Source organism: Sphaerotilus sulfidivorans, assembly GCF_013426975.1.
Lineage (GTDB): Bacteria > Pseudomonadota > Gammaproteobacteria > Burkholderiales > Burkholderiaceae_C > Sphaerotilus > Sphaerotilus sulfidivorans.
Map to the genome: position 1 here is coordinate 136,141 of NZ_JACCPY010000007.1, position 26,625 is coordinate 162,765.

The window sequence follows — 26,625 nt, forward strand, 5'->3', positions numbered from 1 at the left end:
CGGCCCTCACGGCCCCGGCGGCGCCCCCAGCCCCCACCAGCGCGGCAGCAGCGCCCGCACCTCCGCCCGCCCGAAGCGGTCGTCGATCAGGTGCACCACGCCGCGGTCCTCGGGCGTGCGGATCACCCGGCCGGCGGCCTGCACCACCTTCTGCAGGCCGGGGTAGAGGTAGGCGCAGTCGAAGCCGCTGCCGGTGTCCTGGCTGACCAGCGTGTCCAGGCGCTGGCGGATCTGCTCGTTGACCGGATTGACCTGCGGCAGGCCCAGCGTGGCGATGAAGGCGCCGATCAGCCGGTCGCCGGGCAGGTCGATGCCCTCCGAGAAGGCGCCGCCCAGCACCGCGAAGCCCACGCCGCGCCCGCCTGCGACGAAGCGCGCCAGAAAGTCGGCCTGCTCCGCCTCGCTCATGCGCCGGGCCTGGCGCCAGACCGGCACCTCGGGATGCGCGGCCTCGAAGGCGGCGGCCACCCGGTCGAGGTAGTCGAAGCTGCTGAAGAAGGCGAGGTAGTTGCCCGGCCGCTCGGCATGCTGCGCGCCGATGCGGGCGACGATCGGCGCCACCGAGGCCTCGCGGTGCTGCCAGCGCGTCGAGATGTCGCGGGCGATGTGGATGTCGAGCTGCGAGCGCTCGAAGGGCGAGTCCACGTCGATCCAGGCGGTGCGCTCGGGCAGCCCGAGCAGCTCGCGGTGAAAGGCCGGCGGCTGCAGCGTCGCCGAGAACAGCGTCGCGGTGTGCGCTGCCGCCCAGCGCGGGCCCAGGAAGGGCGCCGGCACCACATTGCGCAGGCACAGCACCGAGGTGCGCCCGTCGCGCGAGCGGCTCAGGTCGCACAGCGAATGCGGCCCGAAGCTCTCGGCCAGCTTCGTCAGGTGCAGCGCGTCGAACAGGAAGCCCTGCAGGCCCGCGTCCACCGTGGTCGGATGCTCGGCGAGGTGGTCGAGCACCGCGGTGGCCGCCTGCTGCAGCGCGCCCATCAGCTCGTCGGGCAGCGCGGGCAGCACGCGGTAGCCGGGCGTCGCGCCGGTCTTGTCCTCGCCCTCGTCGGAGGCGCTGGCGTTCAGGGCCTTCCAGGCGCGCTCGAGCTTGTCGAGCGGCTTGCGCAGCGCCTTCGGCGCGGTGTGGCGCAGGCCGCGCACGCGGATCTGGTCCAGCTCGCCGGTGTGCATCAGCCGGGCGCGGTCCACCAGGTTGTGCGCCTCGTCGAGCAGCAGCGCCACCCGCCAGCCGTGCAGCTGGGTCAGCGCGTGCAGCATCGCGCTCGGATCGAGAAAGTGGTTGTAGTCGCCGATGACCAGATCGGCCCAGTGCGCCAGCTCCTGGCCAAGGTAGTAGGGGCAGACGCGGTGCGCCTGCGCCAGCGCGCGCACCGCGGCGCGGTCCCAGACCGGCTCCGCCAGCGCCGCCGCGCGGGCCTCGGGCAGCCGGTCGTAGAAGCCCTGCGCCAGCGGGCAGGACTCGCCGTGGCAGGCCTTGTCCGGATGCTCGCAGGCCTTCTCGCGGGCGACCAGCTCCAGCGCGCGCAGCGGCAGCGCCGGCTCGGCCCGGCGCAATGCCGCCACCGCGTCGAGCGCCAGCGCGCGGCCGGAGGTCTTGGCGGTCAGGAAGAACACCCGGTCGATCTGCTGGCCGGGCAGGGCGCGCAGCAGCGGGAAGACGGTGCCGATGGTCTTGCCGATGCCGGTGGGCGCCTGCGCCATCAGCGTGCGGCCGGCGCGCGCGACCCGGAAGACCGCCTCCGCCAGCGGGCGCTGGCCGGTGCGGAAGTCGCCGTGCGGAAAGCGCAGCGCCGCCAGCGCGGCGTCGCGCGCGCTGCGGTGCTGCTGCTCGCTGCGCGCCCAGGCGAGATAGGCCTCGCAGCATCGGACGAAGTGCTGGCGCAGCGCCCCGGCGTCGAGCGTGCGGGTGAACACCGTCTCGCGGCGGCTGCCGATGTCGAAGTAGACCAGCGCCAGCTCGATCTGCGCCCGCCCGTCGCGCTCGCACAGCAGCCAGCCGTAGATCATCGCCTGCGCCCAGTGCAGCGCGCGGTGGTTGGCCGGCTGGCGGGCCAGCGCGCCGGCGCCGCGGTGGGTCTTGATCTCCTCCAGCCGGCCACGATCGGGGTCGAAGCCGTCGGCGCGGCCGCGCACCCGCAGCTCGCCGTGCTGCCCCGACAGGCTGATCTCGCGCTGGTAGCCCGCGCCGCGCCGGGCGGCGACGGCCGCATGACCTTCCTGCCCCTCGAGCGCGGTCGGCGCGGGCGTGAAGCGCACGTCCAGGTCGCCCGTCTTGGCGGTGAAGGCGCACAGCGTGCGGACGGCGACGTTCATCCGGCGCTGCGCTCGGCCATCGCCCGGGCGATCTCGCCGATGCGGCGCAGCGCGGCGCGGTGGGCCTCGTCCCAGCGCCCGCCCACGCCCAGACGGATGCAGTGGCGGTAGCGGCCGGTGGCGCTGAACATCGTGCCCGGCGCGATGCAGATGCGCTCGGCCAGGCAGGCCTCGAACAGCGCGGTCGAGTCCAGGCCGCCGGGCAGCTCGATCCACAGGATGAAGCCGCCGGCCGGATCGGTCACGCGGGTGCCGCGCGGAAAGCTCTCGGCGATCAGGCCGCGCGCCTCGTCGACCCGAGCGGCGATGGTGGTGCGCAGCTGGCGGTAGGCCGAGCCGTGGCCGGGCTGGGTCAGCAGGTCGGCCATCGCCAGCTCGAGCAGCTCGGTGTGGCCGCCCGAATGCACCGCCTTGAGCCGGCGCACCTGCGCGCCCCAGCGCCCGGCCTCGACCCAGCCCAGGCGGATGCCCGGCGCCACCGTCTTCGAGAAGGAGCCGCAGACCATCACATGGCCGCTGGTGTCGAAGGCCTTGACCGCGCGGCGGCGGTCGTCCTGCTCGGCCAGGTCGTTGTAGAGCACATCCTCGATCAGCGGAATGCCGCGCTCGGCCACCATCTGCGCCAGCCGGCGGCGCTCGGCCAGCGGCATCGAGGCGCCCAGCGGGTTGGAGAGCGTCGGCACCGCCAGCACCGCCTTGACCGGCTGGGTGTCGAAGGCCAGCTGCAGCGCGTCCAGCGACAGGCCGGTGCGCGGATGCGTGGGGATCTCCAGCGCGCGCAGGTGCATGCTCTCGAGGATCTCCAGGAAGCCGAAGTAGGTCGGCGACTCCAGCGCCACCACATCGCCGGGCTGGGTGACCGCACGCAGGCACAGGCTGATCGCCTCCAGGCAGCCGTTGGTGACCAGGATGTCGCGGGCGTCGAGCTGGCAGCCCAGGCCGAGCGCATGGCGCGCGACGGCGCGGCGCAGCAGCTCGTGGCCCGGGCCGATCGGGTAGCGGCACAGCGAGGCGCGGTGGCGCTGCGCGGCGCGGCTGACCGCGCGGCGCACCCGGTCCTGCGCGAACAGCTCGCCGCTCGGGCAGGCGGCGCCGAAGGAGATGTAGCGCGGATCGGTGGCCAGGCGCATCACCTGCTCGCCCAGCGAACTGACATCGACCGGGCGCGAATCGGGCGGCGGCAGCGAGGGCTCGGGCTCGGGCAGGCGCGGCGCGCGCGCGGCCACGAAGTAGCCCGAGCGCGGGCGGGCCTCGATCAGCCGGGCGTCCTCCAGCGTGCGGTAGGCCTGCACGACGGTCGACAGCGACACGCCCTGCTGGCGCGCCAGCTCGCGCACCGACGGAATGCGCTCGCCGCGCGCCAGCGTGCCGGCGCGGATCGGCTGCGCGATGCGCTCGGCGATCTGCAGGTAGAGCGTGTCGTTGGCGGACGTGGGCGCGGGAAGCGACGAAGGCATAGGCGCGGGGAGGAGGGCAGGCTGCGGCGGCATGAGAAGTCCCGTTCGAGCCCCATTCTGTCGGGACCTGCGCTGCGGCGACTAGTACAGATCCGGCGCATCCCGACCGGAACAGTCGAGGCTGGAACCGTCGTTGTCGCGGCTGTGCTGGTCGGTGCGTGTCGCTGTGCGGTGCGCGTCCGCTCGCCTAAGGTGCAGTCATGGACAGCGACCTCTCACCCCTTTCGCCCCGCCGGGTGCTGCCCCGCGGCCATGTGACCTCTCTGAGTCGTCCGCATGACGGCATCCTGCGCATCGCGGTCGAGCACGGCCGGCTGTGGCTGACGCAGGAAGGCGATCCGGACGATCATTTCATCGCTGCCGGCGAGGACCTCGCGCTGTGCGGGCCGGGCGCGGTGGTGCTCGAGTCCGACGGCGCGGTCGATGCGGTCTTCTCGGTGGGCTTCGGCTCGGCGCCGGTTCCGGTGATTGCTCAGGCGTCGGCCGCGTCGGTCAGCGCGACGACCGGCGCTTCAGGCGCGGCGCCCGCCCGGCCGCTGCTGGCCGCGACCGGAGGCTGAGCGCTGACGACCCGGTTGCCGCCGGCGCCCTTGCCCTCGACCAGCGCGCGCTCGGCGCGGCGGATCGCCGCGCTCAGGCTCTCGCCCGGCACGATCTCGGCCAGGCCGATCGTCGCCGACACCGGCAGCTGGCCATAGGCATGCGGCACGCCGAGCTGGGCGATGCGGTTGCGCAGCGCCTCGACCCGCTCGAAGGCCTCGGGCATCTCCAGCCCGCTCATCATCACGATGAACTCCTCGTCGCCCCAGCGGCCGACCAGGTCGGTGGTGCGCAGGTTGTCGCGCAGCACCCGGGCGATGCCCGACAGCGAGCGGTCGGCGGCCTCGTGGCCGCAGCGCTCGTTGATGAGCCGGAAGCCGTCCAGATCGGCCACCGCCACGGTCAGCAGGCCCTCGGGCGGCAGCTCGCCGTCCTCGCCGGCGGCCGGGCGCTCGTCGAGCCGGGCCTGGGCCAGCATCGTCCAGTGGCGGCGGTTGTCGAGTCGGGTCAGGCTGTCGCGCTGCAGCAGTTCGCCGAGCTGGGTGCTCGTCTCGTCGGTCAGCCGGCGGCTCACCTTGGCCAGCGTCATCAGCATGAGCAGCGCCATCAGCAGATTGGCCTGCATCAGCGTCTCCAGCACCACTGGCGGCAGTTCGTGCAGCGGCGCGGCGAGCTGGCTGCCCAGGCGCAGCGTCACGCAGCCGGCGATCAGGCAGACCGCGGCGCGCCAGCGGATCTCCTCGGTCAGCCGGGTGTGCAGGATGATGGCCGGCAGCAGCCCGACCAGCGGCCACCACAGCCCGCTGTCCCAGCCCAGCGCCCACACGCCGAAGAGCGCATGCGCCGCCACGCCGCCCAGCAGCACCCAGAACGAGCCCTGCGTGCGGCCGATGCGCTGCAGCACCGTGGCCACCGCCAGCAGGCCGACGCTGCCGACGCTGGCCGCGGCCAGCGTGCGTGCGCCGAAGCTCAGGAACAGCGGGATGTAGAGCAGATGCAGCGCCGCGCCAGCCCAGCTGAACTGGCGCAGCAGTTGCCAGAAGGCGGTGTCGACCACCGCTTCCTGCGGGGTCAGGACACGGCCGGAGGGGGTCAGGATCGAGGGCGTGCTCATCGCGTAGGCTCGGGGTCAGGACGGAATCTCCCGGCGCTATCGACCAGGAATGGAAAAAACTGAAGTCGGGTGGCTCTGCCTAGAATCCGGCGCATCGCCAACCCGACATGACGAGTCTTCCGATGAGCGAACATTCCCCGCGCCCGGCCCTGTCGCCGGTGGTGGCCGGCTGCTGGCGCCTGGCCGAATGGGGCTGGAGCGCGCCCGAGCGGCTGCGCTGGATCGAGCAGTGCCTCGAGCGCGGCGTCACCACCTTCGACCATGCCGACATCTATGGCGGCTACCGCGTCGAGGCGCTGTTCGGCGAGGCGCTGGCGCTGGCGCCGCATCTGCGCGCGCGTCTGCAGCTGGTGAGCAAGTGCGGCATCCGGCTGGTCGACGCGGCGCGGCCGGCGCATCGCGTCAAGTCCTACGACACCTCGGCGGCGCATCTCATGGCCAGCGTCGACAACAGCCTGCGGGCCTTGAGGACCGACCATCTCGACCTGCTGCTGATCCATCGCCCCGACCCGCTGATGCGACCGGGCGAGATCGCCGATGCGGTGGCGAGACTGAAGGCGGCCGGCAAGATCCTCGACTTCGGCGTCTCGAACTTCACGATGTCGCAGTTCGCGATGCTCAACCAGTGGGTGCCGCTGGCCACCAACCAGATCGAGCTGAGCCCGCTGCACCGCGCGCCGCTGCATGACGGCACGCTCGACCAGATGCTGGCGCTGGATCTGCGGCCGATGATCTGGTCGCCGCTGGCCGGCGGGCGGCTGTTCTCGGGGCAGGAGCCCGACGCGCTGCGGGTGCGCGCGGTGCTGGAGGCGGTCGCGCAGCGCCACGGCGTCGCGCCCGCCACCGTGGCCTACGCCTGGCTGCTGCGCCATCCGAGCCGCCCGCGGCCGATCGTCGGCAGCCGCCGCCTCGAGGCGCTCGACGAGGCGCTGGCCGCGCAGGCGCTGACGCTCGACGCCGAGACCTGGCATGAGATCTGGAGCGCCGGCGCCGGCGTGGAGGTGCCCTGATGAGCGCGGCCGACATCGACAGCCCGCGCCTGCGCAGCGAGCGCGAGCGCCTCTTCGGCCCCGGCGAGAACGGTCAGGTGCGTGCGCTGGTGCTGGCGCTGGCCCGGCCGGCCGACTGGGAGGTGCTGGGTCGGGTCTGGAAGGGCGTGCAGGACGAGCTGGGCTGGCCGGCGCCGGGCATCGCCGTCTCGGGCACCGACGCCTGCCAGCTCTGGTTCTCGCTGGCCGATCCGCTGCCGCCCGCGCAGGCCCATGCGCTGCTCGAGCGGCTGCGCCTGCGCTATCTGGCCGAGGTGCCGGCGCACCGGGTCGAGCTGATTCCCTCGGCCGACGGCGAGCGCCAGGTGCCGCGCATTCCGGCCGCGCTCGGCGAGGAGGCCTGGTCGGCCTATGTCGCGCCCGACCTCGCGCCGGTCTTCGCCGAGACGCCGTGGCTGGACGTGCCGCCGCGCGCCGAGGGCCAGGCCGAGCTGCTGTCGCGCCTGCGCCCGATCAGCGCGGCCGAATGCGCCGTGCTGCTGCCCGAGGTGGCCGCGCGCGCTGAAGCTTCAGCGCGCGCGGCCGCAGCTGCATCCGCACCCGCCGCTGCGCCCGCCAGCGTCTTCACCGATCCGCAGGCCTTCCTGCTGCAGGTCATGAACGACGAGCGGGTCGAGATGGCGCTGCGCATCGAGGCGGCCAAGGCGCTGCTGGGCGCCTCGCCGGCCCGAGCGACGCCGCGCAGGAAGAGTGCTGCGCCCGAGGCGGGCTGAGCCGCCCGCCGGACGCGTCAGAGCGTCGGTGCCGCGCCGAACACGCGGCCCGAGTGCTCGCGCATCGCGTGGAACTGGATGTCGGGCATGCGCTCCTGCGCCACGCGCAGGTCCGAGCTGTACTGCACCAGGAAGGCCGGCGCGCCGACCACGTCGTAGGCGATGCGCAGCGGCTCGGAGTCGATGAACTTCTTCAGCTTGGCCTCGTCGTCGCAGGTGATCCAGCGCGCGATGGTGAAGCGGCAGGGGTCCAGGCGCGCATCGACGCCGTACTCGCTCTTCAGGCGGTGCAGCACCACCTCGAACTGCAGCTGGCCGATCGCGCCCAGCATCAGCGAGCCGCCGGAGACCGGGTTGAAGACCTGGATCGCGCCTTCTTCGCCGAGCTGCTGCAGGCCCTGGCGCAGCTGCTTGGAGCGCAGCGGATCCTTGATCTCCACCGTGCGGAAGCTCTCCGGCGCGAAGAAGGGCAGGCCGGTGTAGTGCAGCGCCTCGCCCTCGGTCAGCGTGTCGCCGAGCTGCAGCACGCCGTGGTTCGGGATGCCGATGATGTCGCCGGCCACCGCCTCGTCGACCAGCTCGCGGCGCTGCGACAGGAAGCTCACCACCGTCTGCGGGCGCATTTCCTTGCCGTTGCGCACCACCTTCAGGCGCATGCCGCGGGTGAACTTGCCCGAGGACACCCGCACGAAGGCGATGCGGTCGCGGTGCGCCGGGTCCATGTTGGCCTGCACCTTGAAGACGACGCCGGAGAACTTGGCCTCGTCGGGCTGCACGGTGCGCTCCAGCGCCTGGCGGCTGCCCGGCGGCGGGGCCAGCTCGACCAGCGCGTCCAGGATCTCGCGCACGCCGAAGTTGTTGATCGCCGAGCCGAAGAACATCGGCGTCTGTTTTCCCGAGAGGAAGGCCGAGTGGTCGAACTCCGGCGCCGCTTCGCGCAGCAGCTCGACCTCGCCGAGCGCCTGCTCGAACGGGCCGCCGAAGCGCTCGACATGGGCCGGGTTCTCCAGGCCGTGCAGCACTTCCTCGTCGCCGCCGGCGCGGTCCTCGCCGGGCGCGAACAGGCGCATCTGGTCGGCGCGCAGGTCCATCACGCCGTGGAAGAACTTGGCCATGCCGACCGGCCAGGTGAAGGGCACGACGGTCATGCCCAGCTCCTGCTCGATCTCGTCCATCAGCGCCAGCGGATCCTTCACCTCGCGGTCCATCTTGTTGATGAAGGTGAGGATGGGCGTGTTGCGGGCGCGGCAGACCTGCAGCAGGCGCCGGGTCTGCGGCTCCACGCCGTTGGCGGCGTCGATCACCATCAGCGCGGCGTCCACGGCGGTCAGCACGCGGTAGGTGTCTTCCGAGAAGTCCTGGTGGCCGGGCGTGTCGAGCAGGTTGATGACGCAGTCGCCATATTCCATCTGCATGACGCTGGAGGCCACCGAGATGCCGCGCTGCTTCTCGATCTCCATCCAGTCCGAGGTCGCGTGGCGGCTGGCCTTGCGCGCCTTGACGGAGCCGGCGATCTGGATCGCGCCCGAGAACAGCAGCAGCTTCTCGGTCAGCGTGGTCTTGCCCGCGTCGGGGTGGGAAATGATCGCAAAGGTGCGACGGCGGCGGATCTCGGGGGTGAGGTCGGACATGGCGGTGAGGAAGAACGGCGCGGTTCGGGTGCGCTGCAAGCGCGAACCCGCGATTGTCGCCTGTGGCGCTGTCGTGTGTCGCTCAATTGCCCGGGGCGGACCTCAGCCCGCCTGCCCGCGCTGCCAGAGCTGCGGCGTGAGCTCGACGCTGGCCTTGTCGCCGGCCAGCAGCAGGTGGCCGTCCTGGATCGTCGCGCCCAGGCGCATCGTGCGCTCGACCAGCGGCAGCAGCGCCTCGCACTCGTCTTCCGGCAGGTACCAGATGGTGAGCTTCGACAGCCTGGCCAGCGCCGTGGCGTTGTCCTGGCGCCAGGCCTCGGCCTTGCGGCCGCCGTAGGTGTAGAGCACCACCTCGTCGGAGCGGCCGCTGGCCTTGCGCAGCAGGCGCTCGTCGGGCAGGCCGACCTGCAGCCACAGCTGGATCGAGCCGGTATCGTCGAGATGCCAGAAGTCGGGCTCGTCCTCGGTGGAGATGCCGCCGGCCGGAGTCAGGCGCTCGTCGGCGTGCATCGCGAAGGCGACCAGGCGCACCATCAGGCGCTCCTCGGTCTCGGAGGGGTGCCGCGCCAGCGTCAGGCTGTGGTCGGCATAGTGGTGACGATCCATGTCGGCGATCGACAGGTCGGCTTTGTGGACGGTGGAGCGAATGGCCATCGGTCGATTCTAGGTCTGCAGGACCGCGGTCAGGCCGGCGCGCCACCCGCTACGATGCGGTATCCCCACCGATGGAGATCCTTCCGATGATTCTCGAAGTTGCCGACATCCGCATCCAGCCGGGCCGCCAGGCCGAATTCGACGCCGCGATCCAGCATGGCGTGAACACCGTCATCAGCCAGGCCAAGGGCTTCGCCGGCTTCAAGGTGAACAAGGGCATCGAGTCGCCCGAGCGCTACCTGCTGATGATCTGGTGGGAGACGCTGGAGAACCATACGGTCGACTTCCGCGAGTCGCCGGCCTTCCTGGAATGGCGCGGCATCGTCGGCCCGTTCTTCGCGCAGCCGCCGCAGGTCGAGCACTTCGAGCTGCTGGCCAGGTCGGCCTGAGCCCGGGTCGCACGATCGACCCGCCAAGAAGGAAGGGCCTGCCATTCCTGGCAGGCCCTTCCTGGCGGTCTGTCTCCTCCGCCTCTCTCTTGTGTGTCGGAGGCGGCGGCGGCGATCAGGCCTCGAGCTGGGCGAGGATCTTCTCGCGGGTGGCCTTCAGCTCGACCGGCAGGTGGTAGGCCAGCTGCTCGAACAGCTCGCCGTGCAGCTTCATTTCCTGCACCCAGGCGTCGCGGTCGATGCTGATGACGCTCTGGAACTGGGCTTCGCTGAAGTCCAGTCCCGACCAGTTCAGGTCACGGTAGTTCGGGCTGACGCCGAAGATATGCTCGCTGCCGGCGCCGGCGGTGCCGTCGATGCGGCCCAGCATCCACTGCAGCACGCGGGCGTTGTCGCCGTAGCCCGGCCAGACGAACTTGCCGTCGGCGCCCTTGCGGAACCAGTTGACGCAGAAGATCGCCGGCAGCTTGGCGCCTTCGGCCTGCAGCCTGGCGCCCACGTTCAGCCAGTGCTGGAAGTAGTCGCTCATGTTGTAGCCGGCGAAGGGCAGCATCGCGAACGGATCGCGGCGCACCACGCCCTGCGCGCCGAAGGCGGCAGCGGTGGTTTCCGAGCCCATCGTTGCGGCCATGTAGACGCCCTCCACCCAGTCGCGCGCCTCGGTGGCCAGCGGCACGGTGGTCGAGCGGCGGCCACCGAAGATGAAGGCGTCGATCGCCACGCCGGCCGGATCGTCCCAGGCCGGGTCCAGCGCCGGGTTGTTGGTCGCGGCGATGGTGAAGCGGGCGTTCGGGTGAGCGGCCGGGCGCAGCTTGCCGTCGGGCAGGCGGGCGGTCTCGGGCGTCCAGTCCTTGCCCTGCCAGTCGACCAGGTGCGAGGGCAGCTCGTCGGTCATGCCTTCCCACCAGACGTCGCCGTCATCGGTCAGCGCGACGTTCGTGAAGATGACGTCCTTGTCCAGCGACGCCATGCAGTTCGGGTTGGTCTTGAAGTTCGTGCCCGGGGCGACGCCGAAGTAGCCGGCTTCCGGGTTGATCGCGCGCAGCTTGCCGTCGACCGGCTTGATCCAGGCGATGTCGTCGCCGATCGTGGTGACCTTCCAGTCGCCCAGCGCCGCCGGCGGGATCAGCATCGCGAAGTTGGTCTTGCCGCAGGCCGACGGGAAGGCGGCGGCGACATGGCTCTTCTTGCCTTCCGGCGAGGTCACGCCCAGGATCAGCATGTGCTCGGCCAGCCAGCCCTGGTCGCGACCCATCGTGGAGGCGATGCGCAGCGCGAAGCACTTCTTGCCCAGCAGCGCGTTGCCGCCGTAGCCCGAGCCGTAGGACCAGATTTCCTGGGTCTCGGGATAGTGGACGATGTACTTGGTCTTCGGGTTGCACGGCCAGCTGGTCGTGTCCTTCTGGCCTTCGGCCAGCGGGGCGCCCACGGTGTGCACGCACGGCACGAACGCGCCGTCGGTGCCCAGCACGTCATAGACGGCCTTGCCCATGCGGGTCATCAGCTTCATGTTGACCGCGACATAGGCGCTGTCCGACAGCTCGATGCCGATGTGGGCGATCGGCGAGCCCAGCGGGCCCATCGAGAACGGCACGACATACATCGTGCGGCCCTTCATGCAGCCCTTGAACAGCGCGTTCTCGCCGGTCTGCAGCAGGCTGCGCATCTCGGCCGGGGCCATCCAGTTGTTGGTCGGGCCGGCTTCTTCCTTGGTGGCCGAGCAGATGTAGGTGCGGTCCTCGACGCGCGCCACGTCCGACGGATCGGTCCAGGCCAGGTAGCTGTTGGCACGCTTGGCCGGGTTGAGTTTCTTGAAGGAACCGGCGTCAACCAGCAGCTGGCACAGGCGGTCGTACTCTTCCTGCGAGCCGTCGCACCAGTAGATGGCGTCCGGCTGGGTCAGGGCGGCCACTTCGGCGACCCAGGCGATCAGCTTGGCGTTCTTGACGTAGGCGGGTGCGTTCACAGTGACGCCGGCCATCAGCGGTTGGTTCATCGGAAGGGCTCCTAGGTTGAAAAAGGCATCTCGAAAGCCGATCGCGGACGCGCTGTCCTACGTGGTTTTCGGGATGCCTCCCGCGGGGCAGTGTAGGGGTGGGGGTCTGTCCATTACAGCCGGGTTACATGCGTTTTTTGCATGACCTTGTGCTGTCCAGAACCTAGAAGGGGGTGAAATGTCCTGCTTTGTGAATTTCGACCCGCAGCCGCGGGGGCAGGACAATCACGGCTTTTGCATGGAAGGAAGACGCGAGTGTTCAAGAACCTGACGGTGTTCCGCATCGGCCCGGACTGGGCCGCCGATCTGCTGCAGGCCGAGGCGGCGCTGGACAAGGACCGCTTCGTCGAATGCGGCGCGACGCAGCAGCAGTCGGCCGGCTGGGTGGCGCCGCGCGGCCCGGCCGAGGCGCCGCTGCTGGAGTCGATCGCCGGCCAGTGGCTGATGCGGCTGATGGTCGAGCAGCGGGTGGTGCCCGGCGCGGTGGTCAAGCGCCGCACCGACGAGATCGCCGACCAGCTCGAGCAGTCCACCGGCCGCCGCCCGGGCCGCAAGCAGACCAAGGAGCTCAAGGAGCAGGCGCTGCTGGAGCTGCTGCCGCAGGCCTTCACCAAGCGCGCCAGCATCGGTGTCTGGCTGTCGCCGACCGACCGCTGGCTGATCGTCGACACCGGCAGCGCCACCCGCGCCGACGAGGTGGTCACGCTGCTGGTCAAGGCGCTGCCGGGTCTGTCGGTGCAGGCGCTGCACACGAACGAGTCGCCGGCGGCGGTGATGTCCGACTGGCTGCTGAGCGGCGAGCCGGCCGCCGACTTCACGGTCGACCGCGAGTGCGAGCTCAAGACGCCCGACGAGATGAAGTCGGTGGTGCGCTACGCCCGCCATCCGCTCGACATCGAGGAGGTGCGCGAGCACATCCGCCAGGGCAAGGTGCCGACCCGGCTGGCGCTGACCTGGAACGCGCGCATTGCCTTCATGCTGACCGATCTGCTGCAGATCCGCCGCATCGAGTTCCTCGATGGTGTGTTCGAGGACGACGCCAGCGTGTCGAAGGAGGAGCGCTTCGACGCCGATGCGGCGATCGCCACCGCCGAGCTGCGCCGGTTGCTGCCCGCCCTGGTCGAGGCGCTGGGCGGCGAGCATCTGCCGGCGTCCTGATCCGAGGTCGGGGTGGGATGCGCGAATGCATGTCAAAAGGCCCCGATTCCTGTGGATTCCTCTGGAACTTCAGCGTTTTTGGGGGAATGGCCCACAAATGTTGCGGTCAGTTGCAACAGGAATCGACAAAAGGGGTCGGAGTCCGCAGGCAGCGCTAGACTGAATTGCCAGATCAGGGTGGATCCGATGTCCTTGCACAGGAAACCGAAGACCCAGCAGGCTTTCCTGCTGGAGGCCATGCAGCGCATGGGAATGGATGCCGACCAGTTCGCGCGGCGCCTGGGCGCGTCGCGGCGTCGGCTCGACGACTGGCTGCGTGCACCGGGCGAATCCGGCTATGTCGAGCTTGACCCTGTGATCTGGACCTTCGTGCGCGAGATTCTCGAGCGCCTCGACGAGCGCGACACCGTGCGTGATGCACTGCTGCCGAACGATCCGCCGACGGCGGCGCTGTCCGCGCCGATCCACGCCGCCACCCCGATCGTGCCGACGACGACCTGGCTGACCTGATCCGGCTCAGGCTCCCAGGCGCTCCTGCAGGCCCAGCGCGGCCAGCACCGCCAGCGGCGCGGTCTCCGAGCGCAGCACCCGGGCGCCGAGGCTGACCGCCACCGCACCGGCCGCGCGCGCGGCCGCCTCCTCGGCCGGCGACAGCCCGCCCTCCGGCCCGCTGATCACCCGAACCCGGCCGCCTGTGCGCAGCGCGGTGGCCCGCTCGGCCAGCGGTCGTGCCTCGCCCAGACTCAGCAGCCACAGCGGCGCTCCGGTGTCGGCCTTGGCCTCACCCAGCGCCTGCGCCAGCGTGCGCACCGGCGCGATGAGCGGCACGCGGGTGCGGCCGCACTGCTCGGCCGCGGCGCGGGCCACGCCCTGCCAGTGCTCGCGCCGGCGCTCGGCACGTTCGCCCGACAGCCGCAGCACCGAGCGCTCGCACACCAGCGGCTCGATCGCCGCCACGCCCAGCTCGGTGGCCTTCTCGACCAGCCAGTCGAAGCGGTCGTTGGCCGGCATGCCTGCCAGCAGCACGATGTCGAGCGGCAGCTCGCGGTCGACCGGGTCATGCGCGCCGATGCGCACCTCGACCGACTGCCGGCCCATCGCCAGGATCTCCGCCGACCATTCGCCGCCACGGCCGTCGAACAGCGTGATCGTCTCGCCGGGCTGCATGCGCAGCACCTGGACGTGGCGGGCCGGGCCGGGCGGCAGCGCGATCTCGGCGCCGGTGCTCAGTGCGGTGTCGGTCTCGATGTGCAGGCGTGCGGGCATGGGGCGGGCAAAAGGGAAAGAAAAGCAGAAGGAGAAAGGGCGAACCGGGCCGGCTCAGGCGCGGATGCGCCGTACCAGCGCGGTGGTCGAGTAGCCGTCGACGAAGGAGATCGCGCGGGCGTCGCCGCCCCAGCTGCGCACCAAGCGGGTTTCCTCGAGCGTCTCGATGTCGTAGTCGCCGCCCTTCACATAGAGATCAGGACGGATCTCGGTCAGCAGCTCGCACGGCGTCTGCTCGTCGAACAGCACCACCAGCGAGACGCTCTCGAGCGCGGCCAGCAGGCAGGCGCGGTCGGCCTCTGCATTGAGCGGGCGGTCCGGCCCCTTGCCGAGCTTGCGCGCCGAGGCGTCGCTGTTGAGCCCGAGCACCAGGCTGGCGCCCATTGCGCGCGCCTGCGCAAGATAGGTCGCATGACCGCGGTGCAGGATGTCGAAGACCCCGTTGGTGAAGACCATCGGGCGGGGCAGGGCTGCCAGCCGCGCCGGCAGGTCGCGGCGCAGGCAGAGCTTGTCGAGAAAGGCGGGCGGCGTCATGGGGCGCGATTGTCGCCGCTCGGGCGCCCGGTGTGCGTGCGGGTCAGCGGCCGGGCAGCGCCCGGCGCAGCTGGATCGCCTCGGCGACATGGATCACGCCGAGCGTGTCGGCCTCGGCCAGATCGGCGATGGTGCGTGCCACCCGCAGCACCCGGTGCAGGCTGCGGCCCGACCAGCCCAGCCGGCTGGCGGCGGTGTTGAGAAAGCGCGTCGCCTCGGGCTCGGCGCGCACCTGCTCGTTGAGCTGGCCGGCTTCCAGCTCGGCATTGCTGCCGCCCTGGCGGGCCTGCTGGCGCCGGCGCGCCTCGGCCACCCGCTCGGCCACCGCCCGGCTGGGCTCGCCGTCGGGCGCGCCGGTCAGCTCCTCGGGCGGGATGGCCAGCACCTCGACACGCAGGTCGATGCGGTCGAGCAGCGGCCCCGACAGCTTGTTCTGGTAGCGCTGCACCGCCTCGGGCGTGCAGCGGCAGGGCTTGGCGGTCGAGCCGAGCATGCCGCAGGGACAAGGGTTCATCGCGGCGACAAGCTGGCAGCGCGCCGGGAACTCGGCCTGCTGCGCCGCGCGCGAGATGGTGATGCGGCCGTTCTCGAGCGGCTCGCGCAGCGCCTCGAGCGCGCCGCGCGGGAATTCGGGCAGCTCGTCCAGGAACAGGATGCCATGATGCGCCAGGGAAATCTCGCCGGGTCGCGGCGGCGAGCCGCCCCCCACCAGCGCGACCGACGAGGCGCTGTGGTGCGGCGAGCGCAGCACCCGCCGCGCCCAGTCGGCCGGCTCGAAGCGCCCGGCCAGGCTCAGCACCGCGGCCGACTCCAGCGCTTCTTCTTCGGACAGCGGCGGCAGCAGCCCGGCCAGGCGCTGCGCCAGCATCGACTTGCCGGTGCCGGGCGGTCCGACCAGCAGCAGCGAATGCCGCCCGGCCGCGGCGATCTCGAGCGCGCGCTTGGCCGCGGCCTGGCCGCGCACGTCCTGCAGGTCGGGCAGGCCGGCGCCCTCGCGCACCTCGACCGGGCGCGGCCGCGGCAGCACCGGGGTGGGTGGATCGCCCGGCTCGACCGGCTGCAGCGCCTCGACGATCTCGTCGAGGTGGTCGGCGCAGCGCAGCGCCAGGCCGGGGACCAGCGCAGCCTCCTCGGCGCTGCGCCGCGGCAGCACCAGGGTGCGGCCGCGCCCGCTGCGCTGCAGCGCCAGCGCCATCGGCAGCGCGCCGCGCACCGGGCGCAGGTCGCCCGCCAGCGAGAGTTCGCCGGCGAACTCCAGCCCGTCGAGCGCCGCCGCGTCGATGTGGCCAGCCGCGGCCAGGATGCCCAGCGCGATCGGCAGGTCGAAGCGACCGCCCTCCTTGGGCAGATCGGCCGGCGCGAGATTGACGGTGATGCGCCGGTTGTGCGGGAAGTCCAGCCCGCTGTGCTGCATCGCCGCGCGCACCCGCTCGCGTGCTTCCTTGACCTCGGTGTCGGCCAGGCCGACCAGCGTGAACGAGGGCAGGCCGTTGGCGAGGTGGACCTCGACCGTGACTTCGGGGGCCTGCAGCCCGAGCAGGGCGCGGCTGTGGACGATGGCAAGCGACATGGTGGTGCGCGGCAGCAGGTGTCTGTGCGCGGACGGTGCACCGGCCGCGGGCCTGTGCGGATTGTGCGAAGCGCATCACGGGCTGCATCTCGCCCCGATGGGGGTGTGGAACCAGCTTGGTGCATTTCCATGGCACCGAAATGGGTCGACATGCCGGCTCGTGTGGCATCGCGGGCCGGTCCGGGGCGTGGTCCTGATGCGTATCAATGGCGCGTCGGCGTGCGCATGGCATGGCACGGAAGATGCAGCAGGGGCTCCCAGCCACTTCCATCACCAGTCAGTCAGATCAACCAGGAGCTGCCATGAAGATGGTCACTGCCATCATCAAGCCCTTCAAGCTCGACGAGGTCCGCGAGGCTCTCGGCAACATCGGCGTGCAGGGCATCACCGTCACCGAGGTGAAGGGCTTCGGACGTCAGAAGGGTCACACCGAGCTGTACCGCGGTGCCGAGTACGTCGTCGACTTCCTTCCGAAGGTCAAGATCGAGGCCGCCGTCGACGACGGCATCGTCGACCGGGTCATCGAGGCGATCGAGGGCGCGGCCCGCACCGGCAAGATCGGTGACGGCAAGATCTTCGTGACGCCCCTGGAGCAGGTTCTGCGCATCCGCACCGGCGAGACCGGCAAGGACGCGCTCTGATCAACCGCCCGACGAGACAACCATGTCAATGAACAAGAAACTGCTCGCCGGTCTGCCGCTGGTGCTGGCCGCCCTGGGTCTGACCGATCTCGCTCTCGCACAGGACGCCGCGGCGTCCGCGCCTGCCGTGGCCGAGGCCGCCTCCGCGGTGGCCGAGGCGGCTTCTGCCGTCACCGAGGCTGCCGCCGCCGCACCGGCACCGACCTTCGACAAGGGCGACGTGTCGTGGATGATGCTGTCCACCCTGCTGGTCATCATGATGGCCGTGCCGGGCCTGGCCCTGTTCTACGGCGGCCTGGTGCGCGCCAAGAACATGCTGTCGGTGCTGATGCAGGTGATGGTCACCTTCTCGCTGGTCGTCGTGCTGTGGTTCGTCTACGGCTACAGCCTGGCCTTCACCGAGGGCAATGCCTTCATCGGCGGCTTCGATCGCCTGTTCATGAACGGCGTCTGGGACAACGTCGCCGGCACCTTCGCGCCGGCGGCCACCTTCAGCAAGGGTGTCTACATTCCCGAGATCGTCTTCGCGGCGTTCCAGGCGACCTTCGCGGGCATCACCTGCGCGCTGATCGTCGGCGCCTTCGCCGAGCGCGCGAAGTTCTCTGCGGTGCTGATGTTCATGGTGCTGTGGTTCACCTTCAGCTATGCGCCGATCGCGCACATGGTCTGGTTCTGGATGGGGCCTGACGCCTATGCCTCGAAGGACGTGGTCGACGCGATGAACGCCAAGGCCGGCCTGATCTGGCAGCACGGCGCGCTGGACTTCGCCGGCGGCACCGTCGTGCACATCAACGCCGCGGTGGCCGGTCTGGTGGGCTCCTACATGATCGGCAAGCGCATCGGCTACGGTCGCGAAGCCTTCATGCCGCACTCGCTGACGCTGACGATGGTCGGTGCCTCGCTGCTGTGGGTGGGCTGGTTCGGCTTCAACGCCGGCTCGGCCCTGGAGGCCAACAACTTCGCCGCGCTGGCCTTCATCAACACCTTCGCTGCCACCGCCGCCGCGGTGCTGGCCTGGTGCCTGGGCGAAGGCCTGATGAAGGGCAAGGCCTCGATGCTGGGTGCCGCCTCCGGTGCGGTCGCCGGTCTGGTCGCGATCACCCCGGCCGCCGGCAACGTCGGCATCGTCGGTGCGCTGATCATCGGCCTGATCGCCGGCTTCGTCTGCCTGTGGGGCGTGCATGGCCTCAAGCGCATGCTGGGCGCCGACGACTCGCTCGACGTGTTCGGCGTGCACGGCGTGGGCGGCATCCTGGGCGCGCTGCTGACCGGCGTGTTCAACTCGCCGAACCTGGGCGGCCCGAGCATCGTCGCCGACTGGGTCACCGTCGGCATGGTCGCCCCGGACGCCTACTCGATCGCCTCGCAGGTCTGGATCCAGGCCAAGGGCGTGCTGATCACCATCGTGTGGTCGGCGGTGGTCTCGGTGATCGCCTTCAAGATCGTCGACCTGGTCATCGGCCTGCGCGTGCCGGAAGACGACGAGCGCGAGGGCCTGGACATCACCTCGCACGGCGAGACCGCCTACTCGAAGTGATGCCGGTCTGCTGACCGCACCCGCAAGGGGCCGCCTCAGGGCGGCCCCTTTTGCTTTGGACCCCTGCCCGCATCTGCAGACCTTCCTAGAATCGTCGACATTCCCTTCATCCGTCCTTCCCTTTCCTCTTCCTGAGCAGGTCGTCCACCATGGTTCCCCATCTCGTCACCGCCCTGAACGGCCCGATCAACGAACTGGAAGCGCGCATGCTGGACTCGGTGCCGGCGATCGAGCGCTGGTTCCGTCTGGAGTGGATGGAGCACACCCCGCCGCTCTACACCTCGGTGGACGTGCGCAATGCCGGCTTCAAGCTCGCGCCGGTCGACACCAATCTCTTTCCGGGCGGCTGGAACAACCTGACGTCCGAGATGCTGCCGCTGGCGGTGCAGGCGGCGATGGCCGCGATCGAGAAGATCTGTCCCGAGGCGAAGAACCTGCTGCTGATTCCCGAGAAGCACACCCGCAACAGCTTCTATCTGACCAATGTCGCGCGGCTGGTGCAGATCTTCACGCAGGCCGGGCTGAACGTGCGCCTGGGCACGCTCGACCCCGAGATCACCGCGCCGACCGAGCTGGCGCTGCCCGGCGGCGACACGCTGACCATCGAGCCGCTGATCCGCAGCCAGCGCCGCCTGGGGCTGAAGAACTTCGATCCCTGCACCATCCTGCTGAACAACGACCTGTCGGCCGGCATCCCGCCGGTGCTCGAGGGCCTGCACGAGCAGTACCTGCTGCCGCCGCTGCACGCCGGCTGGGCGGTGCGTCGCAAGACGAACCACTTCCAGGCCTATGAGGAAGTGGCCAAGAAGTTCTCCAAGCTGATGGGCATGGATCCGTGGCTGATCAACCCGATGTACACCCGCTGCGGCGAGGTCAACTTCGGCGAGGGCAGCGGCATCGAATGCGTGCAGACCAATGTCGACGCGCTGCTGGGCAAGATCCGTCGCAAGTACAAGGAGTACGGCATCAACGAGAAGCCCTTCGTGATCGTCAAGGCCGACAACGGCACCTACGGCATGGGCATCATGACGGTGCGCGATGCCAAGCAGCTCGAGGAGATCAACCGCCGCACGCGCAACAAGATGAGCGTCATCAAGGACGGCCAGGAGGTCACCGAGGTGATCATCCAGGAGGGCGTGCCGACCTGCGAGCGCATCAACGAGGCGGTGGCCGAACCGGTGGTGTACATGCTCGACCGCTATGTGGTGGGCGGCTTCTACCGGGTGCACGCCGACCGGGGCATCGACGAGAACCTGAACTCGCCGGGCGCGCAGTTCGTGCCGCTGGCCTTCGCGGAGTCGGGTCACATGGCGCGTGCCGGCGCCAAGCCGGGCGCCAGCGCGCCGAACCGCTTCTACATGTATGGCGTCGTCGGGCGGCTGGCGATGCTGGCGGCCAGCTACGAGCTGGAGGCCACCGATCCTGACGCTGAGGTGTACACCTGAGCGCCGGCATCGCCGCCCTGGCGTCGGCTGGACCGGGCTTGTTGACATGAGTCCGAAATGGCGGCATACTCCGTGATTCTTCTGGCTTGCGCGCGTGCCTAGCCGTACGTGGCGCAATCTGGTTTCGCCCCAAACGCAGAACCTCGATGGAGACGTCGAGAGGCTGTGACGGGCCCAAGACTGACCGCGAGCGGTGGCCGAGTGGGGCTGTTAGCGCGGGATAAGTTGGGGATTCCACATGATCCAAATGCAATCGCGACTCGACGTCGCGGACAACACCGGTGCGAAGTCCGTCATGTGCATCAAGGTGCTCGGCGGCTCGAAGCGTCGTTATGCCGGCATCGGCGACGTGATCAAGGTCAGCATCAAGGATGCGGCCCCGCGTGGTCGTGTCAAAAAGGGCGAGGTCTACAACGCCGTCGTCGTGCGCACCGCCAAGGGCGTGCGTCGTCAGGACGGCTCGCTCGTCAAGTTCGATGGCAATGCAGCCGTGCTGCTCAATGCCAAGTTGGAGCCGATCGGCACCCGCATCTTCGGCCCGGTGACGCGTGAACTGCGTACCGAGCGCTTCATGAAGATCGTGTCGCTGGCTCCGGAAGTGCTCTAAGCCGACCGCGAAGGACTGGCCATGAACAAGATTCGCAAGGGCGACGAGGTCATCGTGCTGACCGGTCGCGACAAGGGCAAGCGCGGTACGGTTTCTCTGCGCGTCGATGCCGACCACCTGGTGGTCGATGGCGTCAACGTCGTCAAGAAGCATGTGCGCCCGAACCCGCTGAAGGGCACGACCGGTGGCATCGTCGACAAGACCATGCCGATCCACCAATCCAATGTGGCGATCTTCAACCCCGCGACCGGCAAGGCCGACCGCGTGGGCATCAAGCTGCTTGACGACGGCAAGAAAGTGCGCGTCTTCAAGTCCAGCGGCGAAGAGATCAAGGCCTGAGGCGGGGTAGAGAAGACATGTCTCAACAGCAAGCTCGTCTGCAGACCTTCTATCGCGAGAAGGTCGTCGCCGATCTGATGGCCAAGTTTGGCTACAAGTCGGTCATGGAAGTGCCACGCCTGACCAAGATCACCCTGAACATGGGTGTCTCGGAAGCCGTGTCGGACAAGAAGGTCATGGACCACGCCGTCGGCGATCTGACCAAGATCGCTGGCCAGAAGCCGGTCGTCACCAAGTCGCGCAAGGCGATCGCGGGTTTCAAGATCCGCGAGAACGTGCCCATCGGCTGCATGGTGACCCTGCGCGGCGTGCGCATGTACGAATTCCTGGATCGCTTCGTCACGATCGCGCTGCCGCGCGTTCGCGACTTCCGTGGTATCTCGGGCCGTTCGTTCGACGGTCGCGGCAACTACAACATCGGCGTCAAGGAACAGATCATCTTCCCGGAAATCGAGTACGACAAGGTGGATGCTCTGCGTGGTCTGAACATCAGCATCACGACGACCGCGACGACCGACGACGAGTGCAAGGCGCTGCTGGCTGCCTTCCGCTTCCCGTTCAAGAACTGAGGCCGAGGCTCACCATGGCAAAAGTTGCCCTCATCCAGCGCGAAGAAAAGCGCGAGAAGCTGGTCGCCAAGTACGCCAAGAAGTTCGCTGAACTGAAGGCGATCATCGACGACCAGAGCAAGTCGGAAGAAGAGCGTTACATGGCTCGCCTGGCGCTGCAGAAGCTGCCGCGCAATGCCAACCCGACCCGTCTGCGCAGCCGCTGCGAGATCACCGGTCGTCCGCGTGGCACCTTCCGCAAGTTCGGTCTGGCGCGCAACAAGATTCGTGAACTGGCCTTCCGTGGCGACATCCCCGGTGTCGTCAAGGCGAGCTGGTAAGCCGGCCCCAGGGCACGAACAGGAGTTATTCCATGAGCATGAGTGATCCGATCGCCGACATGCTGACCCGCATCCGCAACGCTCAGATGGTCGAGAAGACCAGCGTCGCGATGCCGTCGTCCAAGCTGAAGACCGCGATTGCGCAGGTCCTGAAGGACGAGGGTTACATCGATGGTTTCCAGGTGAAGACCGAGAGCGGCAAGTCGCAGCTCGAGATCTCGCTGAAGTATTACGCTGGTCGTCCGGTCATCGAGCGCATCGAGCGCGTGAGCCGTCCCGGTCTGCGCATCTACAAGGGCCGTCACGACATTCCCCAGGTCCAGAACGGTCTGGGTGTGGCCATCGTCACCACGCCGAAGGGCGTGATGACCGACCGCAAGGCGCGCGCTGCCGGCATCGGCGGCGAAGTGCTCTGCTACGTCGCCTAACCGCAGGAGACACACACAATGTCCCGCGTTGGAAAAATGCCGATCGCCATCCCGCAAGGCGTGGATGTGGCGATCACCGAGGACCAGATCAGCGTCAAGGGTGCCAAGGGCACGCTGGTGCGTCCGGCCCATCGCCTGGTCAAGGTGAGCAACGAGTCCGGCAAGCTGTCGTTTGCTCCGGCGGATGAATCCGCTGAAGCCAACGCCATGTCCGGCACCGTGCGTGCCCTGGTCAACAACATGGTCGAGGGTGTCAGCAAGGGCTTCGAGCGCAAGCTGAACCTGGTGGGCGTGGGCTTCCGTGCCCAGGCTCAAGGCCAGAAGCTGAACCTGCAGATCGGTTTCTCGCATCCGGTGGTCAAGGAAATGCCGGAAGGCATCAAGGTCGAGTGCCCGACGCCGACCGAAATCCTGATCAAGGGTGCAGACCGTCAGGTCGTCGGCCAGCTCGCCGCTGAAGTGCGTGCCTTCCGTCCCCCCGAGCCCTACAAGGGCAAGGGCATCCGTTATTCGGATGAGAAGGTCACCCTGAAAGAGACGAAGAAGAAGTAAGGAGCCGCACCATGTTGAACAAGAAAGAACAGCGCCTGCGCCGCTCCCGTCAGACCCGTGCCCGCATTGCCCTGCAGCGCGTGGCCCGTCTGACCGTCTTCCGCTCGAATCTGCACATCTACGCCAGCGTCGTCTCCGAAGACGGCTCGAAGGTGCTCGTCAGCGCCTCGACCGCCGAGAAGGACGTGCGCGAGCAGCTGGGCGCCGCCGGCAAGGGTGGCAATGTCGATGCAGCCACGCTGATCGGCAAGCGCATCGCCGAGAAGGCCAAGGCCGCCGGCATCGAGAAGGTTGCATTCGACCGTTCCGGTTTCGCCTATCACGGCCGCGTCAAGGCGCTGGCCGAGGCGGCCCGCGAAGCGGGTCTGCAGTTCTGACGCCCCGGCTCGCACACGAAGGAACACGAAATGGCTAAGTTTCAACCGAAGGTTGCGGACGAGGGTCGCGACGACGGCATGCGCGAGAAGATGATCCAGGTGAACCGCGTGACCAAGGTGGTCAAGGGCGGTCGGATCATGGCGTTTGCTGCGCTGACGGTGGTCGGCGATGGCGACGGTCGCGTCGGCATGGGCAAGGGCAAGGCGCGCGAAGTGCCGGCCTCGGTCCAGAAGGCGATGGAGTCTGCTCGTCGCAACATGGTCAAGGTCCCGCTGCGCAATGGCACCGTGCCGCACAACGCGACCGGTGAGCATGGCGCTGCCAAGGTGCTGCTGGCACCGGCTCCTGCCGGTACCGGTATCATCGCCGGCGGTCCGATGCGCGCGGTCTTCGAAGTCATGGGCATCACCGATGTCGTCGCCAAGAGCCTGGGTTCGTCGAACCCGTACAACATGGTTCGTGCGACCTTCGACGCCCTGTCGCGCATGACGACCGCCTCCGAGGTGGCCGCCAAGCGTGGCAAGACGATCGAAGAGATCTTCAACTGAAGCGTCGATCGGCAAGGAAAGACACCATGTCTGAAAATACCGACAAGAAGACCGTCAAGGTCAAGCTGGTCAAGAGCCCGATCAGCACCCGCGCTTCGCACCGTGCCACGGTCCGCGGCCTGGGTCTGCGCAAGCTCAACAGCGAGTCCGTGCTGGAAGACACCCCGGCGGTGCGCGGCATGATCAACAAGATTTCGTACCTGGTGAAGGTGCTCTAATCATGGAACTCAATTCGATCAAGCCGGCAGAAGGCGCCAAGCACGCCAAGCGCCGCGTCGGTCGCGGCATCGGTTCCGGTCTGGGCAAGACCGCCGGTCGTGGTCACAAGGGTCAGAAGTCTCGTGCAGGCGGCTACCACAAGGTCGGCTTCGAAGGCGGTCAGATGCCGCTGCAGCGTCGCCTGCCCAAGCGTGGCTTCAAGTCGCACCTGCTGAAGTTCAATGACGAAGTCACCCTGGCTCAGCTGCAGGATCTGTCGGTCGAGGAAATCGATCTGGCCGTCCTGAAGAACGCCGGTCTGGTGAGCGTGCGTGCACTGAACGTCAAGGTCGTCAAGTCCGGCGAACTGTCGAAGAAGGTTGTCCTGAAGGGCATCGGCGCGACCGCCGGCGCCAAGGCAGCCATCGAGGCGGCAGGCGGATCGATCGCGGCCTGATCGGTCACGACGTCGGCTACATCTCGACTCGAGCAACAGGTTCCAAGTGGCATCCAACGCAACACAACTGGCCAAGAGCGGAAAGTTCGGCGACCTGCGTCGTCGCCTTGTCTTCCTGCTGCTTGCACTGGTGGTCTACCGCATCGGCGCCCATATTCCCGTTCCAGGCATCAATCCTGACCAGCTGGCACAGCTGTTCAAGAGCCAGGAGGGCGGGATACTGAACCTGTTCAACATGTTCTCCGGCGGTGCGCTGTCGCGCTTCACCGTCTTCGCGCTGGGCATCATGCCCTACATCTCGGCCTCGATCATCATGCAGCTCATGGGCTATGTGGTGCCGACGCTGGAGGCGCTGAAGAAGGAAGGCGAGGCCGGTCGTCGCAAGATCACGCAGTACACCCGCTACGGTGCCCTGGCGCTGGCTCTGTTCCAGTCGATCGGCATCGCGGTGGCGCTGGAAGGCTCCCCGGGCCTGGTGATCGATCCGGGTCCGATGTTCCGCATCACGGCAGTGGTCAGTCTGACGGCTGGCACGATGTTCCTGATGTGGCTGGGTGAGCAGATCACCGAGCGGGGTCTGGGCAACGGCATCTCGATCCTGATCTTCGCGGGTATCGCGGCGGGCCTGCCCAGCGCGATCGGCGGCCTGATCAACCTGGTCAACACCGGCGCGATGAGCATCATCGTATCGCTGCTGATCATCGCGATCGTGATCGCCGTGACCTATGTGGTGGTCTTCGTCGAGCGGGCTCAGCGCAAGATCCTGGTCAACTACGCCAAGCGCCAGGTCGGCAACAAGGTCTATGGTGGCCAGTCGTCGCACCTGCCGCTGAAGGTCAACATGGCCGGCGTGATCCCGCCGATCTTCGCCTCGTCGATCATTCTTCTGCCCGCCACGGTCGTTGGCTGGTTCGCCACCAGCGAAAGCATGAGCTGGCTGAAGGATGTGTCTGCGGCACTGTCGCCAGGTCAGCCGATCTATGTGCTGCTGTACGCAGCGATGATCGTGTTCTTCTGCTTCTTCTACACGGCGCTCGTGTTCAACAGCCGCGAGACTGCTGACAATCTGAAGAAGAGTGGCGCGTTCATTCCGGGCATCCGTCCGGGTGACCAGACCGCACGCTACATCGACAAGATCCTTGCTCGTCTGACGCTGGGTGGCGCGGTCTACATCACGCTGGTGTGTCTGCTGCCCGAGTTCCTGGTCCTGAAGTACAACGTGCCGTTCTACTTCGGTGGCACTTCGCTGCTGATCATCGTGGTCGTCACGATGGACTTCTGGGCGCAGGTGCAGTCGTACGTGATGTCGCAGCAGTACGAGGCTCTTCTGAAGAAGTCGAGCTTCAAGGCAGGCTGAGGACATCACGGACCAGGAAAGACATCCATTCGGAGAGCAACGTCAGAGTCAACGTGGTGAGCCGACGAGATGGCCAAAGACGACGTTATCCAGATGCAGGGGGAGGTCATAGAGAACCTCCCCAACGCCACCTTCCGGGTCAAGCTGGAAAACGGCCATGTGGTGCTGGGGCACATCTCCGGGAAGATGCGCATGCACTACATCCGCATCCTGCCCGGTGACAAGGTGACCGTTGAACTGACCCCCTACGACCTGAGTCGTGCTCGCATCGTTTTCCGGGCGAAGTGAGCGAATCCATCAACACAGTCCGGAAGAGAAGCGCAAGCCGCCGATCAAGGAGAAGACCATGAAAGTCTCGGCATCCGTCAAGACGATCTGCCGCAATTGCAAGATCATCCGTCGCAAGGGTGTGGTCCGCGTGATCTGCACCGATCCGCGCCACAAGCAGCGCCAGGGCTGAGTTTCTCGCTCGACTGCTGCAACCGTTTAGAGGACGCACATGGCACGTATTGCTGGTATCAACATTCCGCCGCACAAGCACGCCGAGATCGGTCTGACCGCGATCTACGGCATCGGCCGCACCACCGCGCAACAGATCTGCACGACCTGCGGCATCCCGTTCGACAAGAAGGTCAAGGACCTGACGGACGGTGATCTTGAAAAGATCCGCGAAGAAGTCGGTCGCATGACGATCGAGGGCGACCTGCGCCGCGAGATCTCGATCAACATCAAGCGCCTGATGGATCTGGGCTGCTACCGTGGCTTCCGCCACCGTCGCGGTCTGCCGATGCGCGGTCAGCGCACCCGCACCAACGCCCGTACCCGCAAGGGTCCGAAGAAGGGCGCTGCTGCGCTGAAGAAGTAAGCG

At 68.4% G+C, this 26,625-nt stretch carries 32 protein-coding genes; 23 read left to right on the forward strand and 9 right to left on the reverse strand.

Annotation, left to right across the window (positions count from 1 at the left end; all coding sequences use genetic code 11):
- Window positions 1-6 precede the first annotated feature (6 nt).
- Window positions 7-2,310, reverse strand: coding sequence for an ATP-dependent DNA helicase (locus HZU84_RS06895; protein WP_149504685.1), 2,304 nt, complete (start codon window positions 2,308-2,310; stop codon window positions 7-9).
- On the reverse strand, window positions 2,307-3,767 hold the full coding sequence (locus HZU84_RS06900) for an aminotransferase-like domain-containing protein (RefSeq protein WP_149504684.1): 1,461 nt from the start codon (window positions 3,765-3,767) through the stop codon (window positions 2,307-2,309). Before HZU84_RS06900 ends, HZU84_RS06895 begins: the two co-directional genes overlap by 4 nt.
- Window positions 3,768-3,967: 200 nt before the next feature.
- Here HZU84_RS06900 and HZU84_RS06905 point away from each other — a divergent pair, with 200 nt between their 5' ends.
- Entirely contained in the window at window positions 3,968-4,327 is a 360-nt protein-coding gene (locus tag HZU84_RS06905) for a DUF2917 domain-containing protein (protein WP_149504683.1), read from the forward strand.
- On the opposite strand, the gene HZU84_RS06910 is transcribed toward HZU84_RS06905, so the two are convergent.
- Window positions 4,240-5,421: a GGDEF domain-containing protein gene (locus HZU84_RS06910; protein ID WP_149504682.1), complete on the reverse strand. Its 1,182-nt coding sequence runs from the start codon at window positions 5,419-5,421 to the stop codon at window positions 4,240-4,242. The two genes, HZU84_RS06905 and HZU84_RS06910, sit on opposite strands and share 88 nt — an antisense overlap.
- Before the next feature lie 122 nt (window positions 5,422-5,543).
- Here HZU84_RS06910 and HZU84_RS06915 point away from each other — a divergent pair, with 122 nt between their 5' ends.
- Together HZU84_RS06915 and HZU84_RS20505 are read left to right on the forward strand one after the other, a co-directional pair.
- Window positions 5,544-6,431: an aldo/keto reductase gene (locus HZU84_RS06915; protein ID WP_219340877.1), complete on the forward strand. Its 888-nt coding sequence runs from the start codon at window positions 5,544-5,546 to the stop codon at window positions 6,429-6,431.
- Entirely contained in the window at window positions 6,431-7,183 is a 753-nt protein-coding gene (locus tag HZU84_RS20505; protein WP_244954340.1) for a hypothetical protein, read from the forward strand. Before HZU84_RS06915 ends, HZU84_RS20505 begins: the two co-directional genes overlap by 1 nt.
- A 17-nt stretch (window positions 7,184-7,200) precedes the next feature.
- Here the strand turns inward: HZU84_RS20505 and HZU84_RS06925 are convergent, their stop codons facing one another.
- Window positions 7,201-8,814 (reverse strand): peptide chain release factor 3, encoded by a 1,614-nt coding sequence (locus HZU84_RS06925; RefSeq protein WP_149504680.1) that lies wholly within the window; start codon window positions 8,812-8,814, stop codon window positions 7,201-7,203.
- A gap of 102 nt (window positions 8,815-8,916) precedes the next feature.
- A complete protein-coding gene (locus tag HZU84_RS06930; protein WP_149504679.1) occupies window positions 8,917-9,468 on the reverse strand; it encodes a YaeQ family protein in 552 nt (183 codons plus the stop codon).
- Between the two features lie 86 nt (window positions 9,469-9,554).
- On the opposite strand from HZU84_RS06930, the gene HZU84_RS06935 reads away from it, so the two are divergent.
- Window positions 9,555-9,857 carry an antibiotic biosynthesis monooxygenase family protein gene (locus HZU84_RS06935; RefSeq protein ID WP_149504678.1) on the forward strand — a complete coding sequence of 101 codons (303 nt, stop codon included), beginning with the start codon at window positions 9,555-9,557 and terminating at the stop codon, window positions 9,855-9,857.
- Between the two features lie 115 nt (window positions 9,858-9,972).
- Here HZU84_RS06935 and HZU84_RS06940 read toward each other — a convergent pair whose 3' ends face one another.
- Complete coding sequence (locus HZU84_RS06940) at window positions 9,973-11,853, reverse strand: phosphoenolpyruvate carboxykinase (GTP) (RefSeq protein ID WP_149504677.1); 1,881 nt, start codon at window positions 11,851-11,853, stop codon at window positions 9,973-9,975.
- A gap of 255 nt (window positions 11,854-12,108) precedes the next feature.
- Between HZU84_RS06940 and HZU84_RS06945 the strand changes: the two genes are divergently transcribed.
- Window positions 12,109-13,011 carry a recombination-associated protein RdgC gene (locus tag HZU84_RS06945; RefSeq protein ID WP_149504676.1) on the forward strand — a complete coding sequence of 301 codons (903 nt, stop codon included), beginning with the start codon at window positions 12,109-12,111 and terminating at the stop codon, window positions 13,009-13,011.
- A 192-nt stretch (window positions 13,012-13,203) separates the two neighbouring features.
- Entirely contained in the window at window positions 13,204-13,521 is a 318-nt protein-coding gene (locus HZU84_RS06950) for a hypothetical protein (protein ID WP_149504675.1), read from the forward strand.
- A gap of 6 nt (window positions 13,522-13,527) precedes the next feature.
- On the opposite strand, the gene HZU84_RS06955 is transcribed toward HZU84_RS06950, so the two are convergent.
- From HZU84_RS06955 to HZU84_RS06965, 3 genes are read right to left on the reverse strand one after another with little or no spacing between them, the layout of a single operon-like run.
- Entirely contained in the window at window positions 13,528-14,277 is a 750-nt protein-coding gene (locus HZU84_RS06955) for a 16S rRNA (uracil(1498)-N(3))-methyltransferase (protein ID WP_149504674.1), read from the reverse strand.
- A 54-nt stretch (window positions 14,278-14,331) separates the two neighbouring features.
- Complete coding sequence (rfaE2, locus tag HZU84_RS06960; protein WP_149504673.1) at window positions 14,332-14,811, reverse strand: D-glycero-beta-D-manno-heptose 1-phosphate adenylyltransferase; 480 nt, start codon at window positions 14,809-14,811, stop codon at window positions 14,332-14,334.
- A 43-nt stretch (window positions 14,812-14,854) separates the two neighbouring features.
- On the reverse strand, window positions 14,855-16,381 hold the full coding sequence (locus HZU84_RS06965) for a YifB family Mg chelatase-like AAA ATPase (protein ID WP_149504672.1): 1,527 nt from the start codon (window positions 16,379-16,381) through the stop codon (window positions 14,855-14,857).
- A gap of 302 nt (window positions 16,382-16,683) precedes the next feature.
- Between HZU84_RS06965 and HZU84_RS06970 the strand changes: the two genes are divergently transcribed.
- The 17 genes from HZU84_RS06970 (at window position 16,684) to rpsM (ending at window position 26,622) form a co-directional block, all read left to right on the forward strand.
- The gene (locus HZU84_RS06970) at window positions 16,684-17,022 is read left to right on the forward strand and encodes a P-II family nitrogen regulator (RefSeq protein WP_149504671.1); all 339 of its coding nucleotides are present in this window, start codon (window positions 16,684-16,686) and stop codon (window positions 17,020-17,022) included.
- A 28-nt stretch (window positions 17,023-17,050) separates the two neighbouring features.
- Window positions 17,051-18,559: an ammonium transporter gene (locus HZU84_RS06975; RefSeq protein WP_256365858.1), complete on the forward strand. Its 1,509-nt coding sequence runs from the start codon at window positions 17,051-17,053 to the stop codon at window positions 18,557-18,559.
- Window positions 18,560-18,708: 149 nt separating this feature from the next.
- Entirely contained in the window at window positions 18,709-20,004 is a 1,296-nt protein-coding gene (gene gshA, locus HZU84_RS06980; RefSeq protein ID WP_149504669.1) for a glutamate--cysteine ligase, read from the forward strand.
- A gap of 238 nt (window positions 20,005-20,242) precedes the next feature.
- Window positions 20,243-20,611 carry a 50S ribosomal protein L14 gene (rplN, locus tag HZU84_RS06985; protein WP_012348938.1) on the forward strand — a complete coding sequence of 123 codons (369 nt, stop codon included), beginning with the start codon at window positions 20,243-20,245 and terminating at the stop codon, window positions 20,609-20,611.
- 21 nt (window positions 20,612-20,632) lie between these two features.
- Window positions 20,633-20,950 (forward strand): 50S ribosomal protein L24, encoded by a 318-nt coding sequence (gene rplX, locus HZU84_RS06990; RefSeq protein WP_149504668.1) that lies wholly within the window; start codon window positions 20,633-20,635, stop codon window positions 20,948-20,950.
- A gap of 17 nt (window positions 20,951-20,967) precedes the next feature.
- On the forward strand, window positions 20,968-21,519 hold the full coding sequence (gene rplE / locus HZU84_RS06995) for a 50S ribosomal protein L5 (RefSeq protein ID WP_037485088.1): 552 nt from the start codon (window positions 20,968-20,970) through the stop codon (window positions 21,517-21,519).
- Window positions 21,520-21,533: 14 nt separating this feature from the next.
- Window positions 21,534-21,839 carry a 30S ribosomal protein S14 gene (gene rpsN, locus HZU84_RS07000; protein ID WP_037485082.1) on the forward strand — a complete coding sequence of 102 codons (306 nt, stop codon included), beginning with the start codon at window positions 21,534-21,536 and terminating at the stop codon, window positions 21,837-21,839.
- 32 nt (window positions 21,840-21,871) lie between these two features.
- Window positions 21,872-22,267: a 30S ribosomal protein S8 gene (rpsH, locus tag HZU84_RS07005; RefSeq protein WP_037485079.1), complete on the forward strand. Its 396-nt coding sequence runs from the start codon at window positions 21,872-21,874 to the stop codon at window positions 22,265-22,267.
- An 18-nt stretch (window positions 22,268-22,285) separates the two neighbouring features.
- Window positions 22,286-22,819, forward strand: a complete 534-nt coding sequence (rplF, locus tag HZU84_RS07010; RefSeq protein WP_149504667.1) for a 50S ribosomal protein L6 — start codon at window positions 22,286-22,288, stop codon at window positions 22,817-22,819.
- 11 nt (window positions 22,820-22,830) lie between these two features.
- Window positions 22,831-23,196 carry a 50S ribosomal protein L18 gene (gene rplR, locus HZU84_RS07015; RefSeq protein ID WP_037485073.1) on the forward strand — a complete coding sequence of 122 codons (366 nt, stop codon included), beginning with the start codon at window positions 22,831-22,833 and terminating at the stop codon, window positions 23,194-23,196.
- Between the two features lie 30 nt (window positions 23,197-23,226).
- Window positions 23,227-23,745 (forward strand): 30S ribosomal protein S5, encoded by a 519-nt coding sequence (gene rpsE, locus HZU84_RS07020; protein ID WP_037485069.1) that lies wholly within the window; start codon window positions 23,227-23,229, stop codon window positions 23,743-23,745.
- Between the two features lie 26 nt (window positions 23,746-23,771).
- Window positions 23,772-23,963, forward strand: coding sequence for a 50S ribosomal protein L30 (gene rpmD, locus HZU84_RS07025; RefSeq protein WP_037485067.1), 192 nt, complete (start codon window positions 23,772-23,774; stop codon window positions 23,961-23,963).
- Window positions 23,964-23,965: 2 nt separating this feature from the next.
- Complete coding sequence (gene rplO / locus HZU84_RS07030) at window positions 23,966-24,400, forward strand: 50S ribosomal protein L15 (RefSeq protein ID WP_037485065.1); 435 nt, start codon at window positions 23,966-23,968, stop codon at window positions 24,398-24,400.
- A 46-nt stretch (window positions 24,401-24,446) separates the two neighbouring features.
- Complete coding sequence (gene secY / locus HZU84_RS07035) at window positions 24,447-25,757, forward strand: preprotein translocase subunit SecY (RefSeq protein ID WP_037485064.1); 1,311 nt, start codon at window positions 24,447-24,449, stop codon at window positions 25,755-25,757.
- Window positions 25,758-25,826: 69 nt separating this feature from the next.
- Window positions 25,827-26,045, forward strand: a complete 219-nt coding sequence (infA, locus tag HZU84_RS07040) for a translation initiation factor IF-1 (RefSeq protein WP_004521905.1) — start codon at window positions 25,827-25,829, stop codon at window positions 26,043-26,045.
- A 58-nt stretch (window positions 26,046-26,103) separates the two neighbouring features.
- Window positions 26,104-26,217, forward strand: a complete 114-nt coding sequence (rpmJ, locus tag HZU84_RS07045) for a 50S ribosomal protein L36 (protein ID WP_037485061.1) — start codon at window positions 26,104-26,106, stop codon at window positions 26,215-26,217.
- 39 nt (window positions 26,218-26,256) lie between these two features.
- The gene (gene rpsM / locus HZU84_RS07050) at window positions 26,257-26,622 is read left to right on the forward strand and encodes a 30S ribosomal protein S13 (protein WP_037485059.1); all 366 of its coding nucleotides are present in this window, start codon (window positions 26,257-26,259) and stop codon (window positions 26,620-26,622) included.
- Window positions 26,623-26,625: the final 3 nt, after the last annotated feature.